At 69.9% G+C, this 18,284-nt stretch carries 14 protein-coding genes, 1 pseudogene and 1 riboswitch; of the genes and pseudogenes, 5 read left to right on the forward strand and 10 right to left on the reverse strand.

Going from position 1 to position 18,284, the window contains the following annotated elements:
- Positions 1-62 precede the first annotated feature (62 nt).
- The 3 genes from P9849_RS15395 to P9849_RS15405 are packed head-to-tail and all read right to left on the reverse strand — an operon-like array spanning position 63 to position 3,171.
- The gene (locus tag P9849_RS15395; protein ID WP_278267589.1) at positions 63-884 is read right to left on the reverse strand and encodes an energy-coupling factor transporter transmembrane component T; all 822 of its coding nucleotides are present in this window, start codon (positions 882-884) and stop codon (positions 63-65) included.
- Positions 881-2,554: an ATP-binding cassette domain-containing protein gene (locus P9849_RS15400; RefSeq protein WP_278267590.1), complete on the reverse strand. Its 1,674-nt coding sequence runs from the start codon at positions 2,552-2,554 to the stop codon at positions 881-883. Before P9849_RS15400 ends, P9849_RS15395 begins: the two co-directional genes overlap by 4 nt.
- A gap of 2 nt (positions 2,555-2,556) precedes the next feature.
- Positions 2,557-3,171 (reverse strand): ECF transporter S component, encoded by a 615-nt coding sequence (locus P9849_RS15405; RefSeq protein WP_278267591.1) that lies wholly within the window; start codon positions 3,169-3,171, stop codon positions 2,557-2,559.
- Between the two features lie 44 nt (positions 3,172-3,215).
- Positions 3,216-3,336, reverse strand: a riboswitch (TPP riboswitch).
- 534 nt (positions 3,337-3,870) lie between these two features.
- Here P9849_RS15405 and P9849_RS15410 point away from each other — a divergent pair.
- The 4 genes from P9849_RS15410 to P9849_RS15425 all read left to right on the forward strand — a co-directional run bounded on the left by P9849_RS15410 (position 3,871) and on the right by P9849_RS15425 (position 8,963).
- On the forward strand, positions 3,871-4,578 hold the full coding sequence (locus P9849_RS15410; protein WP_278267592.1) for a thioredoxin domain-containing protein: 708 nt from the start codon (positions 3,871-3,873) through the stop codon (positions 4,576-4,578).
- 230 nt (positions 4,579-4,808) lie between these two features.
- A complete protein-coding gene (locus P9849_RS15415) occupies positions 4,809-5,480 on the forward strand; it encodes a TetR family transcriptional regulator (protein ID WP_066213958.1) in 672 nt (223 codons plus the stop codon).
- 137 nt (positions 5,481-5,617) lie between these two features.
- The gene (locus P9849_RS15420; protein ID WP_278267593.1) at positions 5,618-8,521 is read left to right on the forward strand and encodes an MMPL family transporter; all 2,904 of its coding nucleotides are present in this window, start codon (positions 5,618-5,620) and stop codon (positions 8,519-8,521) included.
- A gap of 181 nt (positions 8,522-8,702) precedes the next feature.
- Positions 8,703-8,963, forward strand: a complete 261-nt coding sequence (locus P9849_RS15425; RefSeq protein WP_066213955.1) for a DUF4235 domain-containing protein — start codon at positions 8,703-8,705, stop codon at positions 8,961-8,963.
- 94 nt (positions 8,964-9,057) lie between these two features.
- On the opposite strand, the gene P9849_RS15430 is transcribed toward P9849_RS15425, so the two are convergent.
- Complete coding sequence (locus tag P9849_RS15430) at positions 9,058-10,764, reverse strand: amidohydrolase (protein WP_278267595.1); 1,707 nt, start codon at positions 10,762-10,764, stop codon at positions 9,058-9,060.
- A 91-nt stretch (positions 10,765-10,855) separates the two neighbouring features.
- Between P9849_RS15430 and P9849_RS15435 the strand changes: the two genes are divergently transcribed.
- Positions 10,856-11,455 carry a TetR family transcriptional regulator gene (locus tag P9849_RS15435; RefSeq protein ID WP_278267596.1) on the forward strand — a complete coding sequence of 200 codons (600 nt, stop codon included), beginning with the start codon at positions 10,856-10,858 and terminating at the stop codon, positions 11,453-11,455.
- Positions 11,456-11,496: 41 nt separating this feature from the next.
- Here the strand turns inward: P9849_RS15435 and mnhG are convergent, their stop codons facing one another.
- The 6 genes and pseudogenes from mnhG to P9849_RS15465 form a co-directional block, all read right to left on the reverse strand.
- Entirely contained in the window at positions 11,497-11,889 is a 393-nt protein-coding gene (gene mnhG / locus P9849_RS15440) for a monovalent cation/H(+) antiporter subunit G (RefSeq protein ID WP_278267597.1), read from the reverse strand.
- Complete coding sequence (locus P9849_RS15445; RefSeq protein WP_278267598.1) at positions 11,879-12,163, reverse strand: monovalent cation/H+ antiporter complex subunit F; 285 nt, start codon at positions 12,161-12,163, stop codon at positions 11,879-11,881. Before P9849_RS15445 ends, mnhG begins: the two co-directional genes overlap by 11 nt.
- Positions 12,160-12,723, reverse strand: a complete 564-nt coding sequence (locus tag P9849_RS15450; RefSeq protein ID WP_278267599.1) for a Na+/H+ antiporter subunit E — start codon at positions 12,721-12,723, stop codon at positions 12,160-12,162. The genes P9849_RS15445 and P9849_RS15450 overlap by 4 nt, the downstream gene beginning before the upstream one ends.
- The gene (locus P9849_RS15455; protein ID WP_278267600.1) at positions 12,720-14,381 is read right to left on the reverse strand and encodes a Na+/H+ antiporter subunit D; all 1,662 of its coding nucleotides are present in this window, start codon (positions 14,379-14,381) and stop codon (positions 12,720-12,722) included. Before P9849_RS15455 ends, P9849_RS15450 begins: the two co-directional genes overlap by 4 nt.
- A 317-nt stretch (positions 14,382-14,698) precedes the next feature.
- Positions 14,699-15,115, reverse strand: a pseudogene (locus P9849_RS15460) (Na(+)/H(+) antiporter subunit C); the annotation flags it as partial.
- Positions 15,112-18,162, reverse strand: a complete 3,051-nt coding sequence (locus tag P9849_RS15465; protein WP_278267601.1) for a Na+/H+ antiporter subunit A — start codon at positions 18,160-18,162, stop codon at positions 15,112-15,114. The gene P9849_RS15465 and the pseudogene P9849_RS15460, both read right to left, overlap by 4 nt.
- Between the last annotated feature and the right edge of the window lie 122 nt (positions 18,163-18,284).

Raw genomic sequence — 18,284 nt, forward strand, 5'->3', positions numbered from 1 at the left:
CGGAACGAATCCCCGAACTCGCCGCCCGCCAAGGTCGTCAACCCAACAGCCCGCCGACCAGGTCAGTACACCACGTGCCAGACGCCGAGCAGCACCGAGATCCCCACGGACAGCCCGGCGATGACCACGGCACCCAGCACGACCCAGGTGTCGACCCCGGAGAGCCGGGACGGACGGGCCCAGGTTCGCGGCCCGGCGCCGAAACCCCGGGCCTCCATGGTCACGGCCAGACGGGAGGCGCGGCGGATCGATTGGACGAGCAGCCCGAAACTCTGGCCCAGCTTCGCGGCAAGTCCGGACAGGACGTTCCCGGAGGCGCCGACCCCGCGTGCCCGGCGAGCCATGCCGATGGTCTGCCACTCGGCCACCATGAGCCCCACCAGGCGGAGCGCCGCGAGGGTGCCCAGGACGAAGCGGTGCGGGAGGCGTGCCAGCTGCGCCAGGGCGTCGGCCAGATCGGTCGGCTCGGTGCACGCCATGACGATCACCGCCGGCAACGCGATCGCCAGCCCACGGAGGAGGAACCCGACACCCAGGAGCAGAGAATGTTCGCCCATGGTCCAGATCCCGAAACTGAAGAGGAGCGGTCCCTTGTCCGGGGCGAGCACCGCCGTGCTCCAGCCACCCAGGACGGCGGCGGCCACGAGCGGCCACGCCCTGGCCCACAGCAGGCGGAGGTTCAGGCCCGCCAGCGGAAGCACGAGAAGCTCACAGAACACCGCGATCCCGGCCGACAGCCAGTCGATCGACCACACGAGGGCGAGCGTGATGATCGCCAGCGCGCCGAATTTGGACAGCGGGTTCGCACGCCCCAGAAGCGGCAGCTCGGCACGGGACGCCGCATACGGGTCCACGACGGCGCGGTCCTCGGTCACGACACTCATGCCTCCCCCTTCCCGGGTTCGTCCACGGTTCGCACGACGGCGGCCGCACCCGCGAGCTCCGGCCCCGGCGCTCCCCCGAGCACCAGCTCCGTGGCGCCGAGGGCGCGGGTGAAGTCGGCGTCGTGCGTGACGGACAGGAGCGAGACGCCCTCGTCCAGCAGTTCGAGCAGCAGTGAGCCCAACTCGGCCCAGGTACGCGCGTCCTGCCCGAAGGTGGGCTCGTCCAGGATCAGCAGCCGGGGATGGGCGGCGAGCACGGTTGCGACGGACAGCCGCCGCTTCTCACCTCCGGACAGCGTGTACGGGTTGGCGTCGGCCAAGCCGTCGAGCCTCAGGCGGTGCAGCAGCTCGTCCACGCGCTCCTCGCCGCGGCCCAGCTGCCGCGGCCCGAAGCGCAGTTCGTCCAGCACGCTGCCCGTCACGAACTGGTGCTCGGGCTCCTGGAACACCGTCCCGATCCGGGTGATCAGCTCCTTCGCCTTCCAGCGGTACGGCTCCGGATGCCGGGGCACGGCAACGCCCGCGGCCAGCAGCTCGGACGAGCCGACGACGGCGCCCCCGGCCGGAGCGAGCAGCCCTGCCAGGGTGAGGGCCAGGGTCGATTTGCCCACGCCATTGGGGCCGGTCACCGACAGCGCGCTGCCGGCCTGCAACTCCAGATCCACCCCGCTCAGCACGGGGACGGACTTCCGGGGCGCGAATCCACGGCGGGATGCTGAAGCCCGGCTGACGGCCAGGTCCCGGGCTTCCAGGAGGACCGCACCGGCAAGCGAGGTATCGGCAAGCGCCCCCACGGAACCAGCACTCGGACGGCCGACGGGACGATCTCCGGAGCGGCCCGCGCCGGCCCCGGACAGGGAGCGACCCGAGCCCTCCAGTACCGGCACCCGTCCCGGGATCCAGACCCCCTGGGCGGCCAGAGCCTCACCCTGGGCGTCGAGGACGGCGTCGGGATCACCGGACGCGACCACACCCGACGGCCCGTCGGCTCCCGCACCCAGGACCACCACGCGGTCCACCGAGTCCTTCCACACCTCCACGCGGTGCTCCACCACCAGGAGCGTCGCGCCGGAAGCGGTGACGGCGCGGATCACGGCATCGCGGACCTCGAGCACGCCGTCGGGGTCCAGGTTGGCGGTGGGCTCATCGAGCAGCACCAGCCCGGGGCGCATCGCGAGCACCCCGGCGAGCGCCAGTCGCTGCTTCTGTCCGCCGGACAGGGCATGCGTGGGGTGGTCGAGGGGCAGGGAACCGAGCCCGACGTCGTGCAGGGCCTGGCGCACCCGCGGCCAGATCTCCGCGGGCGGCACGGCGAGGTTCTCCGCTCCGAAGGCGACGTCGTCGCCCACGCGGCCGAGCACCACCTGCGTCTCCGGATCCTGCTGCACCAGGCCGGCCCGGCCCCGGGCGTCCCGGGGCGCACGACCGTCGATCAACAGCGTGCCGGACTCGTCGGCGTCGTCGTCCTCCGCGGAGCCGAGAACTCCGGCCAGGGCGTGCAGCAGCGTCGATTTGCCCGCGCCGGACGGACCCAGCAGGAGGACCTTCTCCCCGGGTTCCAGGTCGAGGTCGAGCCCTGCCACAGCTGCGCGGCTGCGTCCGCCATGGCGCCAGCCCCAGTCTCGTGCCGTGACGCGGGCCGGCCGCACACCGCCGGCGAAACCGCCCATGATCAGCCGAAGACCGGCTCGGTACCGGCCTTGCGGGAGGCGAAGGAGGAGAGGGCGCCGGTCCGGGCCAGGCCGCGCGTGGCCACCCAGGACAGCGCGCCCGCGATCACGGCGCCGGAGATGAGGCAGAAGAGGATGTAGAGGAACTTGGCGGTGCCGTCGTAGGCGATGTTCCAGCCCCAGGGCAGGAAGCTGTCGTTGAGGCCGCAGAAGAGCCCGGATGCCGCTCCGGCCAGAAGCGCGGTGGGCAGGTTGAACTTCCGGTAGAGGAACGCGGCGAAGATCAGCTCCGCGCCGAGGCCCTGCAGCAGCCCGGAGATCAGCACGGTGAGGCCGTACTGCGAACCCATGATGAGCTCACCGCTCGCGGCGACCGCCTCGCAGAAGAGAGCGGCGCCGGGCTTGCGGATGATGAGGGCGCCGAGCACGGCCGGGATCATCCAGCCGCCGGCGTAGAGGCCCGAGAGCGGAGCGTAGGCGGCGGTCAGCGGGGTGATCAGGTTCGCGCCCTGGGACCACGCCCAGAACAGCACGCCACCGGCCACGGCGATCAGCGCCGCCACCACGATGTCCACCACGCGCCAGCCACGACGCTGGGCAACAGCCTGAGTAGTCATTGTCATCCTCCTGGGATTACAGGAGGGGAGGTGCCCGGAGGCACGTTCTGAGATGCTCGACTCCCTATCGCCGGTACTAACCGGATCAGGTTCGAGGGTCTGCGGTTACTCCGCACTCTCAGCGCCCACACACCCTGCGGTGGCGGCGCTCCCCTGTCGTTCGTTGTGCCTCCCAGTTTATACCTGCACGACGACGGCGGCGCGGGCTCCGCTGTCACATTCCCCGGGCGCCGCGGGAGTCAGCCCTGGCCGGGTGTCCGCGGGACCTCTCCCGCCGGCTGAACTCGCTAGGCAGAGCCCGACCACGCTGTCGCCCGTAGCGTGTTCGAACCCTCGATAGCGAGTTCAGCGCCGGGCAGGGCCGACCTCGCTATCCAAGGCCTCACCTCGCTGTCGCCCGCAGCGATCTCGAACCCCTCATAGCGAGATCAGCACCGGGTCAGGCCCAGATCACCCCCCTCGTAGCGGACTCGGCTCGCCCGCAACGACCTCGAACCCTCGATAGCGAGTTCAGCGCCGGGCAAGGCCGACCTCGCTATCAAAAGCTTCACCTCGCTGTCGCCCGCAGCGATCTCGAACCCCTCATAGCGAGCTCACCCCACGGGTGGCCCGCCTCACGAAACTTGGCCCCGTCTCAGCGCCCTCGTTAGGCTCACACGCAAGCCGAATGTGACGACGGAAGACGATGGAAGAAGACTGATGCGCACCCAGAAGGCCGGACCGACCGCCAAGACCCTCCTCGCCTCACTGGCCCTCGTGGTCGCCGCGGGGACGCTGGGAGCGTGCGGGGCGCCGTCGTCGTCCCATGCGACCGCGCCGTCCGCGAGCGCCACGGCCACCGCACCGGGCACGCCGTCCGCCGAGCTCATGGCGAAGCTCGTCCCCTCGGATGCGCGGATCATCGCCAACCCGGCGAAGCCGCGGACCACCCTCATCCTCTTCACCGATTACCAGTGCCCGTACTGCGCCAAGATGGACACCCTGATCGAGCGTGCCAAGAAGGAGTACGGCTCCGAGGTGCGGATCGTCGTGCGGAACTTCCCGCTCCCCATGCATGAGAACGCCCCGCTCGCGGCCAAGGCCGTGGAGGCTGCCGCCGAACAGGGCGCCCTGGAGAAGATGGGCCATCTCGTGTTCAGCAAGCAGGCCGAATGGGCCAAGTCGACGTCGGGCCAGGCGGCGACCTTCACCGGGTACGCCCGCGAGCTGGGACTGAACATGGACCGCTTCGCCAAGGACTTCACCTCCCAGGCCGTCGCAACCCGCGTCCAGCGCGACCTCGACGATGCCAAGGAACTCGGCCTGCGGGGCACCCCGTCCGTGGTGCTGGAAGGCCAGCTGCTGCAGGTCGACTCCAGTGACTACACCACCCTGAAGGCCCCGCTGGATCAGGTGCTGGGGAACTGAGCGCCACCCCCGGACCGGGGCGTCCACCGAGCTCTCCACCGCAGTTTCGCCACCACCGCCCCGGGCTCGCCGCCTTCTGCTGAGTCAGCTGTCGACGTCGTGAATCCGCTCCACGAGTCAGCGGATTCACCCCCTCGACAGCGGACTCACGGGCGGGCAGCGCACCGGGTCGAACTTTGCACTCGGTCCCCTAATTGCACTGGGTGCACAAATTGCCGTAGCATCGGAGCATGGACTCCACCACATTCCTGGACGGAACTCCACCGGATCATCCCCACGGCGGCTCCGCGGAGGAGAAGACCTCCCGCCGCGAGCTCAACAAGCAGGCCACCCGCGCAGCCATCATCGAGGCCGCGGTCAACCTGCTCTCCGAGAACGGCCTGGGCAATTTCACGGCGGAGGACCTGGCCGACGCCGTCGGCATCTCCCGCCGCACCTTCTTCAACTACTTCCCGAGCCCCGAGGCGGCCCTGGCGGCCACGGTCCAGAACTTCCTGGACGGCGCCATCGGAGAGTTCCGCCAGCGCCCCGCCGATGAGACGATCCTCGATTCCGCGATCGCCGCGGTCATGGCGCTCGTCGAGCCCGGATCACTCTCCCGCATGGCGCGGATGTGCCTTCTGACCGAGAATCAGCCCCAGGTCCAGCGCTGGCAGCTCATGGCCTGGGATGATGCGACCAGCAAGCTCAGCGCCGCCGCCGTGGAACGTCTGGGAACAAAAGCGGACCCCTTCTTCGTCAGAACCATGGTGGGCGCCATCATCGGCGCCGGGAAGGCCGCAACGGAGTTCTGGCTGGAACACGAGGCTCCTCGCAGTGGACAGGTGACGGATGCCGACAGCATGGTCCTCAGAAACCTCATCACCCAGGCCCTCCAGCACCTCCGCAACGGCTTCGCCTGAGCGGCCCGGGCCACCCGGGAACCCCGGCCCACCCGGGAACCCCGGCCCACCCGGAAACCCCGGGACCACCACAACCCCAGACCTCCCGTCCACTCGCACTCCGCCCCGCACCACCGGCACCAACAAAGGCACAGACCATGGCACTCCTGCTCTACAGGCTCGGCAAGTTCTCCTACCGGCACCGCTGGTGGGTCGTCTCCTTCTGGCTCGTGGTACTCCTGGCCGTGGGCGGCTCCGCCGCGCTGTTCAAGGGACAGCTGACCAACGAGTTCAAGATCCCGGGGACCGAGACCCAGCGGGTCATCGACCACCTCAAGCAGGCCCTCCCCGAGGCGGCCGGCGGCACGGCTTCCGTGGTGTTCCAGAACAAGGACGGCAAGCCGTTCACGGATGAGCAGAAGAAGGCCGTCTCCGACGCCCTGAACAAGCTCAACGGCACCTCGCAGGTCCAGTCGAGCGTGGACCCGTTCACCACGCAGGCCGAGGTGGACGCCGCCCCGGCGAAGCTGGCCGCGGCGCAGAAGCAGCTCGACGCCGGCAAGGCCCAGCAGGAGGCCGGCAACAAGCAGCTGGACGACGCCAAGAAGCAGCTGGACAGCGCCAAGGCGCAGGCCGCCGCGGCCCAGAACTCGGGCGTGCAGGTGCCCGCCGCCCAGGCCGAGGCCGCCGCCGCCCAGATCGCCGCCGCGGAGAAGGACTACAACGCCGGGCGAGCCAAGGCCGACGCGGCCGCCAAGGAACTCGCGGCCCACCAGGCCGAGCTGGACTTCAACAAGCGGAAGTCGGACGCTTCGCAGGGCATCCGCTTCGTCTCCAAGGACGACACCGTCGCGGTCGCGCAGATCAGCTTCAAGGGCTCCCTGAGCGCCCTCTCCACCGAGGACCGGGACCACGTGGTGAACAGCCTGGTCGCCACCGAGAACACGGGCCTCAACGTCTACCCGAGCAAGGAACTCTCCGAAGATCTGGGCAGCCTGGCCGGACCCGCCGAGATCATCGGCCTCTGCGTGGCGGTGCTGGTCCTGATCATCATGCTCGGCACCCTGATCGCCGCAGGTCTTCCGCTCCTCATGGCCATCGTCGGGGTGGGCGTGGGCGTCGGCGGCACCATCGCGCTCTCGGGCGTCATCCAGATGAACAGCATGACGCCGATCCTGGCCCTCATGCTCGGCCTGGCCGTCGGCATCGACTACTCCCTCTTCATCGTCAACCGGCACCGGGGCCAGATCCTGTCCGGCATGTCGATGGAGGAATCCGTCGCCCGCGCGACCGGCACGAGCGGCAACGCCGTGTTCTTCGCCGGCGTCACGGTGGTCATCACCCTGGCCGCCCTCGCCGTGCCGGGTCTGCCGTTCCTGAGCCTCATGGGGCTGGCCGCCGCTGCCACGGTCGCCGTGGCGGTGCTCGTCTCCCTGACCCTGACCCCCGCGGTGCTGGGCCTGGTCGGCAAGCGCGTCATCTCAAAGCGGGGCTGGCGGCGCGCCGCGGACAGCGCCGCGCACCCGCTGGCCGATCACGACGACGCCGCCCGCGGCTGGGGCGCCTGGGTCACCAAGTGGCCGTGGCTGGCCGTGGTGGTGTCCGTCGTCGTGCTGGGCGTGGTGGCGCTCCCCGCACAGAAGCTGCACCTGGCGCTGCCGGACGGCGGTTCCGAGGCCGCCGACTCGACTGCTTACAAGGCGTACTCCACCATCAGCAACGCTTTCGGCGACGGCATGAACGGCCCCATCGTGGTGGTGGGCGAGTTCCCGGCCGGCCTCAGCGAGCAGGACGCCGCCCTCAAACAGCTCGACCTCGCAGACCGCCTGCGGTCCGTCCCGGGCGTGGTGGCGGCGCTTCCGGCCACACTCAGCGCCGACCGCCAGACCGCCGTGTTCCAGGTGATCCCCACCGAGGGACCGGCGAGCGAGAAGACCGTCCAGGTGGTCGCGGACATCCGTGCCAAGGGTGCGGACATCCAGCGGGATCTCGGCGTGAAGATCGGCCTCACGGGTCAGACCACCGCGAACATCGATGTCTCGAACAAGCTGATCGAGGCCCTGCCGCTGTACCTGAGCATCGTGGTGGGCCTGTCCCTGATCCTGCTGCTCCTGGTGTTCCGGTCCATCTGGGTCCCCGTCCTGGCGACGGCCGGCTTCCTGCTGTCGCTGGCCGCCTCGTTCGGCGCGGTCGTGGCCGTGTACCAGTGGGGCTGGCTGGGCTCCGTGTTCGACGTCCCGCACCCCGGCCCGATCCTGAGCATGCTGCCCATCATCCTGATCGGCGTGCTGTTCGGTCTGGCCATGGATTACCAGGTGTTCATCGGCTCGGGCATGCGCGAGGCCTATGTCCACGGCGCGAAGGCCAAGGCGGCCGTCCGGATCGGCTTCAAGCACGCCGCCGTCGTGGTCACCGCCGCCGCGATCATCATGACCAGCGTGTTCGCGGGCTTCATCTTCAACCACCTGACGATGGTCCGGCCGCTCGGCTTCTCCCTGGCGTTCGGCGTGCTCGTGGACGCGTTCGTGGTCCGCATGACCCTGATCCCCGCGGCCATGCACCTCCTGGGCAAGCGGGCGTGGTGGCTGCCGGCCTGGCTGGAGAAGCATCTTCCCGACGTCGACGTGGAAGGCGCTCGCCTGAACCAGGACCACCGCGAGGACTCCGCCACGACCGACGACGCCGACGGGACGGCTCCGGCCCTGGCCACCGCGGCGGCGGGCGTCTCCGCCCCTGCCGCCTCCGGAGCCGGCGAGGCGGCCTCCGCCCCGGCCCCGGCTGCGGCGAGCCCAGCGAAGGCGAAGAAGAAGGCCAAGGGGAAGCGCGTCGTCGTCGAGCAGCCGGAAGAGCCGCACGCCCTGACCGGGTCCCACGCGCTCATCCAGCTCCCCGACGCCGAACCGCGCGAACTGGGCAATCCGATCCCGGGCGGACGGCGCGAAGCCCGTCAGCGCGAGCGGCTGATCGCGACGGGGATGATCCCCGTGGTGCCGGCCGCCGGCGAGGAGGACTCCCAGCGTGACGACAAGCAGGAGAGCGACCCGGTGAGCGCCGACCGCTGACCCGTCCCGCACGCGCACTGAGCCCCCGCCCACCCGGCGGGGGCTCAGTCGTTTCGGAGCCGGTGCGTTCGGGGCCCTGCGTACCAGCGCCCAGTCCGCTCCCCAAACTCGCAAGCTCGCGCTAGGCCCCTCGCGTACTAGGCTTAGGCTGACGGCATTGTCAGCACCGTGAGGGAGAAACATGCAGCTTCTGTTCAAATTGCTCGGTACGGCCGTGAGCATCGGCGCAGGTCTCGTGGGGTCGAAGCTGGTGAACGCCGCGTGGGAGAAGGCCACAGGCAACAAGCCGCCGCAGAAGGGCGACGACGCCGAGGCGAGCCTCCGCGCGGCCCTCAGCTTCGCGGTCATCTCCGCCGCCGTGAGCGCCGTGATCCAGGTCCTCACCAACCGTGGCACCCAGCAGGCCATCGCCAAGTTCAACAAGTCGCGGGACGTCGTCTGATCTGACGGCAACCGCACCACCCGCATCGCGAGTGGGTCTTCCGATCGCCATCCCCCTCCGGGATCCGGTGATCGAAAGGCCCACTCGTGGCGTTTCAGCCCTCGGCGGGCGCGTGACTGTCGTGAGCCGAGCAGTGCGACTGCCCGCCGTAGACCGGAACGGGCGCCGGATCGACGTCGGCGTCGTGCACCACCTCGCCGCCCACCAGCGTCAGGGCCGCGCGGTGGTCCAGGAGCGCCGCAGGATCCTGCTCGTGGTCGTAGAGATTCCCGCTCCACGCCACCAGATCCGCGAGAGCCCCGGGCCTGATGACGCCGAGTTCGCGCTCCGCGTGCCAGGCCCAGGCGCCCTCGGCCGTGTAGCCGCGGAGGGCCTGATCCAGAGTGAGCCGTTCCGCCGGAGTCCAGGCGTCCGAACCGTCCAGCCCGGCCCGGGTCAGCGCCGAGTAGAAGCCCACCAGGGGGTCCATCTCCCCCACCTGCCAGTCACTGGACAGGGCCACATGCGCCCCGGATTCCATGAGCGACCGGAACCGCCAGGCACGGTCCCAGCGCTGTTCGCCCACGTTCTCCATCCACGTCCCGGCCACGAGATCCGGGGAGCAGTGCCGCGGCTGCATGGCCGCGGTGACCCCCAGCTCACGGAACCGCGGGAGGTCCGTGGGGTCCAGGCATTCGATGTGGACGATCCCGTGGCGGCGGTCGGTGGTCCCGTTGGCCCGCGCGGCCTGCTCGATCGCGTCCAGCGCCAGGCGGATGCCGCCGTCGCCGGTCGCGTGGGTGTGGGTCTGGAAGCCGAGGCGGTCCAGCTCGGTGACGATCCGCGTGAGTTCGCCCAGGGCCGCCGAAGGGTGTCCGCGATGGCCGGGACGGTTCGCGTAATCGTCCAGCATCCAGGCGGTGTGGGGTTCGATCACATCGTCCGCGTAGAGCTTGATGGGGCCGAGCCGGAGACGGTCGTGGGACGGGCCGTGGTCGACGGCGTCGCGGAGTTCGCGGCGGAAGGCGTCGTCCGCGTCGACGGGATGGAAGAGCGCGGCGATCACGCGGGAGGACAGCTTGCCCTCGCGGATGGCGCGGTCCAGGAGCGGCACCTCGGCGAGGGGGACCTGCGGCTCGACGACCGTGGTGATGCCCGTGGCCGTGGCCATCTCCAGGCTCGACAGGAACTTCCGGTAGCGGCGGTCCGGGGAGTACATCGGGATGTCGCGCTGGAGACCCGCCAGGCCCGCCGTCGTCATGGCGCTCGTATAGAAGTCGGTGACCCAGCCGGTGGGGCGGCCGTCGGCGTCGAGCTCGGGGTTGCCCCAGGGGATGCCGCCGACCTGGCCGATGCCCTCCCCGCTGATGCCGAGGACCCGCAGCGCGGCGTCGTTGAGCCAGACGGAGTGCTGATCGTACGTGGTGACGAACACCGGGCGGTCCGTCAGCCCGGCCAGGTCGCGGGCGTTCGGGCGGCGGCCGTGGACCACGGAGTACACGGCGTTCTCGGCGCAGATCCAGTCCAGCTCGGGGCGACGGTCCGCGAGCTCCTTGATCCGCCGGCGGACCTCCTCGAGCGTCTCGGCGCCTTCGAGACTGACCGCGTCGGCGTCGAAGCCGAGGAGGAGATGGTTGTGCGAGTCGATCACGCCCGGGGTGACCAGCGCGCCGTCGAGGTCCCTGGTACGGCGGGCCGACGGTGCGTCCGCCGCGCTGCCCACGTAGCTGATGCGGCCGTCGGTGACCCCCACGGCCTCGGCCCACGGCTGGGCCGGGTCGAAGGTCCGGACGGTCGCGCGGGTCAGGAGAAGATCGAGCATGGCGGGGTCCTGTCGGAGTCAGAGATATTCTTTGACATCAGCGTCAAATAACTCTCTCAGTGAAGCACCGGCGCTCTGCTAACGTCAAGGCATGGCGAGGCCGAGCAACCAGACAGCACGACGCGAGAAGCTCGTGGCCGCGGCGCTGGAGGCGGCGTCGGAGCGCGGGCTGCGCTCCATCTCGATGACCGACGTCGCGGCGAAAGCCGGTCTGACCAGGGGCGCCGTCCTCTACTACTACGAGGATCTGGACGAGCTGCTCGTGGAGGCGCACCGCGCCGGCGTCGCCCGCTTCTGCGACGCCCGGGACGAGATCGTGGCCGGTCTGCCCACCGCCGCCGCCCGTCTCGCGGCAGCCATCCGGCACGGCCTTCCGAGCGGCCCGGACGACGCCCTCATGCGTCTGCTCTACGAATTCGACGTCCTCGCCGGGAACTCCGCGCTGCACCACGAACTCGTCGAGACCATGTACCGGCGGCAGCTCCGGACCTATCAGGGCATCCTGGAGGGCGGCGCGGCGAGCGGGGACTTCGCCCTGCGCCTGCCGGCCGAGACCCTGGCCATGAACCTCGTCGCGCTGGAAGACGCGTACGGCCTGCACATCACGGCGGGGAACAGCCTCATCACCGTGGCCACGGCGGAACAGGCCATGCGCGACGCCGCAGCCGCCCTGGGCGCGGCCCCCGCCTGAGGCCTCGCGCCGGAGCGGGGTCTCCTGAGCGCAGGGAACGGTCAGTCCTGCGTCTTCCGCTCCTCCGCGGCCTGGGACACGACGGCGGCAAGGTCGTCCTCCGTCAGCAGCTCCGGGTGGCGGTGCTTGGTGCGGTAGCCCGCGCGGCTGACCATGTGCGCCGAGATCGGCACCGTCAGCAGCTGGAAGAGCCAGGCGAGCAGGAGCACGGGCCAGACCACCCAGCTGCGCATCTGGAGCCCCAGTGCCACCAGGACCAGCAGCAGACCCAGGACCTGCGGCTTGCTCGCGGCGTGCATGCGGCTCATGAGGTCCGGGAAACGGACCATGCCCACCGCGGCGCCGAGGCTCAGCAGAGCGCCGAGGGTCAGGGCCACACCACTCAGGATGTCGACCACGCTGTTCCAGTCGATGCTGTTTCCGTCAGCGGTCATCGCGGGGCTCCTCACGGCGGTCCTGCACGAAGCGTGCGACGGTCACGGAACCGATGAAACCCACCACGGTCAGCGAGATCACCAGGATCAGATTGTTCAGGTGCCGGTGCACGGCCATGTCGATGCACAGGGCGGTGACCACGATGCTCAGCAGCACGTCCGTGGCGAGCACGCGGTCCAGCAGGGACGGGCCCTTGGCGATCCGGTAGATCGCTGCGGCGGAGGCGATCCCCAGCGCCACGACGGCCACCGTCACGAAGACCGGGTTGATCATGCCGTCACCTCCCCGGTCCGTTCGGCCCGCAGTCGTTTCAGTTCCTCGCGGGAGCCCATGACCTCGATGAGCTTCGCCTCGATGCGCCGCACCCCGGCACGCACCTTCTCGGCGTCGGCCTCGGTGTGCACGTCCAGCGCGTGCAGGTACAGGGTCGACGTGGAGCGGTCGACCTCCACCACCATGGACCCGGGGATCCACGAGCTGACGTGTCCCACCGCGGTCAGGATGAGGTCCGAGTGGCTGCGCAGGGGCACGCTCAGCACCGCGTTCCGCACGTTCGGGCCCTGGAAGACCGCCACGAGGCTGACCTGGAGCGAAGCCCACGCCATGCGCGCCAGCACCTCGATGCCGAACGCGACCGCGTGGAACACGTTGAATCGCCCGCTCAGCTGCACCGGCGGCAGGTAGAACACCCGCGTCACGGCGATCGCGAGCAGCGCACCGAAGAGCAGCGTCCCGGGGCTGAAGTCCTGCCAGAGCATGGCCCACACCAGCATCAGCCAGATGAGCAGCGGCAGCTCCTGCAGGAACCGGATCTTGCGGCGGTGGAGACTCATCGTGCACCTCCTGAGGTTTCAGCGGCCTGGGTTTCATCGGCCGGGGTGCCGGCGGCCGGGTCGCCCGTCGCCGGGGATTCGGCGGACGACGGCGGCGCCTCCAGGGGCGGCACCGCCACGTCCGGGCCGAGCACCGCGTGGATGTAGGAACTGCGGTCCAGCATCTGGGCGGCGGACCGGTCCGCGAGTCCGAAGAGCGGACCGGCGAACACCGTCAGGGCCACGCCCAGGACGACGAGCGCCGCCGTCGGGGCGACCATTCCGCGCGGCATGAGACGCCGTGCCGCCGCGCCCGTGATGAGGAGTTCGGGCTCCGGGTCCTCGGCGTCGTCGGTCGTGCGCCAGAAGGCGCGGTTCCACACTCGGGCGATCGCCAGCAGCGTCAGCAGCGAGGCGAACACACCGCCCACCACGAGGATCACGGCGAGCACGGTCCCCTGCGCGATGCCGGCCTGGAGCAGGCCCAGCTTGCCCAGGAAGCCGGAGAACGGCGGGATGCCGGCCAGGTTCATCGCCGGGATGAAGAAGAGCACGGCCAGGAGCGGGGACAGCCTGCCCAGACCGCCGAGACGGTCGAGGGACGAGCTGCCCGCCCGGAGTTCCACCAGGCCCGCCACCAGGAAGAGCGAGGTCTGGATGGTGATGTGGTGCGCCACGTAGAAGACGGCGGCGCCCAGCCCGGCGGTGGAGCTCAGGGCCAGCCCGAACACCATGTACCCGATGTGGGAGACGAGGGTGAAGGACAGGAGACGTTTGATGTCGTTCTGCGCGACCGCGCCCAGGATGCCCACCACCATGGTCAGCAGCGCGACCACCATGAGGGGCTGGTTGAGGGTGTCGCCCGGGAACAGGAGCGTCTCGGTCCTGACCATCGCGTAGACGCCGACCTTCGTGAGCAGACCCGCGAACACCGCGGTGACCGGCGCCGGAGCCGTCGGATACGAGTCGGGAAGCCAGAAGGACAGCGGGAACACGGCTGCCTTGATGCCGAACGCCACGAGCAGCATGACGTGCAGCAGGGTCTGTATGCCGGGGTCGAGCTGCGCGAGCTTCACGGCCAGATCCGCCATGTTCACGGTGCCGGTGGCCGCGTAGATCATCCCGATCGCGATCAGGAAGAGCAGCGAGGACACCACGGACACCACCACATAGGTGACGCCGGCTCGGATGCGCGCCTCGGTCCCGCCGAGGGTCATGAGCACGTAACTCGCGGTGAGCAGGATTTCGAAGCCCACGTAGAGGTTGAAGAGATCGCCCGAGAGGAACGCGTTGGACACGCCCGCGATCAGGATCAAGTAGCTCGGGTGGAAGATCGACACCGGGCCGTCGTAGCCGGATTCACTGGCGCCCTGGGCCGAGGCGTACAGGAGCACGCAGAGACTCACGGCCGAGGAGACCACGAGCATCAGCGACGAGAACGCGTCCACCACCATGACGATGCCGAACGGCGGGAACCAGTGGCCCAGCCGGACGGCCGTGGTGCCACCGTCCCAGCTGGAGGCCAGGAGGAAGCACTCGAGGAGCAGCGTCAGGGAGAGGACCGAGACGCTGACGGTGCGCTGAGCCCGGGGATGCCGGACGAGCGTGAACGCCACGGCCGCGCCCAGGATCGGCAGCAGGACGGCCAAGGGGGCCAGGTACGCGAGATTGACGCTCATGCCCGTCCTCCTTCCTCGGGGTGCTGTCCATGGTCGGCTTCAGGGTCGGCGCGGTGGTTCCAGCCTTCCTGGGGCTCGACGCCGGGCTGCGGGCCGGCGCCGTCGGCTGCCGGACCGCGCGTCCCGCCATCGGCGGAGCGGGTCTCAGTGTCCACGCCGTCCGCCAGGGCGGCCCCCGCGCTGGACGCCGCGGAACGGGTGCCCTCGGCGTTCTCGCCGCCCTCCCCCGCCGAGCCGTCAGTGGGAGCGGCGCCGTGGGCATGGGTGGCCGCGCCCACGGCGGCGAGGACCGCGCCGTGCTGGGCGTCGTCGTCGGCCGTGAGCGGGAACTCGGTGGTCTCGTCCGGGATGACGGCGTCGTCCTCGGCGTCGAAGCTGGGCGTGTTGGCCACTCTCTGGTCTTCCGTGTCGTCCGCGATGACGTCCTGGCGGCCCAGGACCCAGGTGCGGTAGATGATGCCGAGCATGAACGCCGTGACCGCGAAGCTGATGACGATCGAGGTCAGGATGAGGGCCTGCGGGAGGGGGTCGTTGTAGTCGTGCGGGTCGGTGCCCTTGACGAAGAGCGGCGCCAGGCCCGCGTACCCGCCGGTCACGAGGATCAGCAGGTTGGTGGCATTGGCCAGGAGCATGAGGCCCAGCGTGACGCGGGTGAGACTGCGCTCCAGCAGGAGGTAGATGCCGCACGCGTACAGGATCCCCATGATCACCAGGAGGGTCATATTGGCGCTCATCGTGCCGCCACCTCGCTTTCCTCCTCGAGTTCGACATCGATCTGGGCGCCGAAGCCCCTCAGCACGTCCAGCACCAGGCCGATCACCACGAGATACACCCCGATGTCGAAGAAGGTGCTCGTCACGAATTTCACGTCACCCACCACGGGCAGGCTGAAGTGGACGATGGCGCTCTGGAACACGTTCCCGCCCAGCAGGAGCGGGGCGAGCCCGGACACGGCGGCCAGCGCGAGGCCGATGCCGAGCACGAGTCCCGGGCTCATCCGGAGCGCTTCCGCGAGTTCGAAGCGGCCGCCCGCCAGGTAGCGGATGGTCAGCGCCATGCCGGCCATCAGGCCGCCGGCGAACCCGCCGCCCGGGAGGTTGTGGCCCGCGAACAGCAGGTAGACGGACAGCACCACCATGGTGTGGAAGATGAGCCGGGTGACCACCTCGAAGAGGATGGACCGGCGCTCCGGCGCCAGGGTCCGGCCGGCCACGATCCACGGGTTCCGCAGTGCCACGCCGGTCTTGGCGCGGGGCGGCGCACCGAACTTCCGGGCCGTGGCCAGCGCCGCGGCCTCTGCGGAGCCTTCCGCCTGGACGCGCACCCGTCCGACACTGCCGGTCTCCACCCCGGCGCTGCGGCCGAGGCTGTTGCCGATGTTCCGGACGAAGATCAGGCTGGCGACGCCGGTGGCGGCCAGCGCCAGCACCGAGATCTCACCGAAGGTGTCCCAGGCGCGCAGGTCCACGAGCGTCACATTGACCACGTTGAGCCCGCCGCCCTGTTCGTAGGCGAGCTTCGGGAAGTCGAGGGAGATGGGCGTCGCCACCCGGGAATCCGTGGCGAAGAGCGCGAACACCACCATGGCGGCGCCGAAGGCCAGGCCCAGGATCACGCGGATCACCCGGAAATGCCCGCCCGTGCGGTCCCGGAGTTCCGGGGGAAGCCGGCGCATGGCCAAGACGAACGCCACCAGCGCCACCGTCTCCACGAGCATCTGCGTCAGCGCGAGGTCCGGGGCGCCCTGGAGCGCGAAGATCAGCGCCATCCCGTAGCCCGTCACGGACACGAACAGCACGGCCATGAAGCGCTTGTCGGCGCGGACCGCGCCGAAGGCGCCGATCACGATCGCCAGGCCGATGAGCCACTGGAACGGCGAGCCGGGGTCGATCCAGTACAGATTGGACGGCACCGCCTGGCCGTGCCAGAGCAGCGTGACGGACGGCATGATCACCGCGACGGCGAGGATCACCACGAGGTAGAAGAACAGGGAACCGCGCTGCGTGCGGCCCGTGACCCAGACGGCGGTGTCATCGAGCCCGCCGATGACGTGCTGGTACACCCGGTCCGCTTCGGGGACCTTCGGCATCGCCGCCTGAAAGCGGGTGACCCGCTCCCGCGCGACCACCAGCAGGGTGCCGACCAGGAAGGTCACAGCGGTCAGTCCGAGCGCGGCCGTGAAGCCGTGCCACAGTTCGAGGTGGCCGGCGGAGGCGGCCTCCTCGATGTGCTCCTCGGTCTCCTGGAAGAGCGCCGCGTACGGCTGGACCCAGGAATCCACCGGCACCGGCCACAGGCCATAGACCAGGCTGAGCGCGGCCAGGATGGCGGGCGACGCGAGGAAGGAGAAGCGGATCGGCTTGAACGGGGTGGGTGGCACGCCCGGCTTCGTCGAGAAAGCACCCCATATGAACCGAGCGGAATATGCGAACGTGAGTATAGATCCCACCACGATGCCGATCAGCACCACCGGCCCCCAGGGCCCCGGCGCCGTCGACGTCTCGCCCGTGGCCCAGTCGACGAACGCCGTGAACACGCTCTCCTTGGCCACGAATCCGGCGAGCGGCGGGATGCCGGCCATGGAGGCCGCGGCCAGGACGGCCACGACGCCGAGCGCCCGGGAGGAGCGGAACACCCCGGAGAGCTTGCGGACGTCACGCGTGCCCGTCTGGTGGTCGATGATGCCCACCACCAGGAACAGCGCGGCCTTGAACAGGCCATGCGCGAGAAGCAGGGCGAGTCCCGCAAGGGCCGCCTCGGGCGTCCCCAGGCCCACCACCATCGTGAGGAACCCGAGCTGCGACACCGTGCCGTACGCCAGGATGAGCTTGATGTCCGTCTGGCGGAGGGCCCGGTACCCGCCCACCAGCATGGTGATCAGACCCAGGCTGAGGACGACGGGAAGCCACGTCTCGGCCTGCGCGAAACCGGGCGCCAGACGCGCCACGAGGTAGATGCCCGCCTTCACCATGGCGGCCGCGTGAAGGTACGCGCTCACCGGGGTCGGCGCGGCCATCGCGCCGGGCAGCCAGAAGTGGAACGGGAAGAGCGCGCTCTTGGTGATCGCGCCGACCAGCACCAGCACGACGGCGACGCCCAGCGCGGCGGCCGCGGCGCCGTCGCGGTTCGCGCCCGTCAGCAGGGCCGGGGCGCGCTCCAGAAGGGTCGAGACGCGGCTGGTCCCGGTGATCTGGGCCATCATCAGGAGGCCGATCAGCATGGTCAGGCCGCCGGCCGTGGTGACGATCAGGGCCGTGAGGGCGGAGCGCCGGGCGGACAGGCGGGCCCGGGCGTACCCGATCAGGAGGTAGGACAGGATCGTGGTCAGTTCCCAGAACACGAACATGAGGATGAGGTCGTCCGAGGTGACCAGTCCGAACATGGCGCCCGCGAAGGCCAGGAGCTGGGCGCCGAAACTGCCCAGATCGGCGTCGTCCGCTTTGAAGTACCGGGCACAGTACGCGAGCACGAGCGATCCCACACCGAGGACCAGGAGGCACATCACCCAGGACAGCGGGTCCATGCGGAAGGTCAGGTCCAGCTGGAGCTGAGGGATCCAGTCGAAGTGCTCCACGAGGCCTGCGCCGTAGGCGGCGGGGTACTGGAAGAGCAGCCAGACGAAGGCGGCGGCAGGGGCCGCGGCCAGGAGGTAGAAGGCGTTCCGCCCCAGGCGCTTGAAGATCAGCGGAGCCACCGCAGCAAGCGCGAAAAGGGAACAGAGGACTAGGGTCACGTGGTCATCACCACTTCCGGTGTTGCTGGCCGCGGGCAGTCCTGTCATCCGGAGCGGTTCCTTAAACAGGTGTCTTCTCATTTTAGCAACTGGCGCCCGTTACTATTCGTGCTATGAGCCCCGAAGCGACTTACAACGCCGGTAGCGAACACGTGTCGCAGGAGACCGGA

This window comes from Arthrobacter sp. Y-9 (assembly GCF_029690065.1).
In the GTDB taxonomy this organism is placed as follows: Bacteria; Actinomycetota; Actinomycetes; order Actinomycetales; family Micrococcaceae; genus Arthrobacter_E.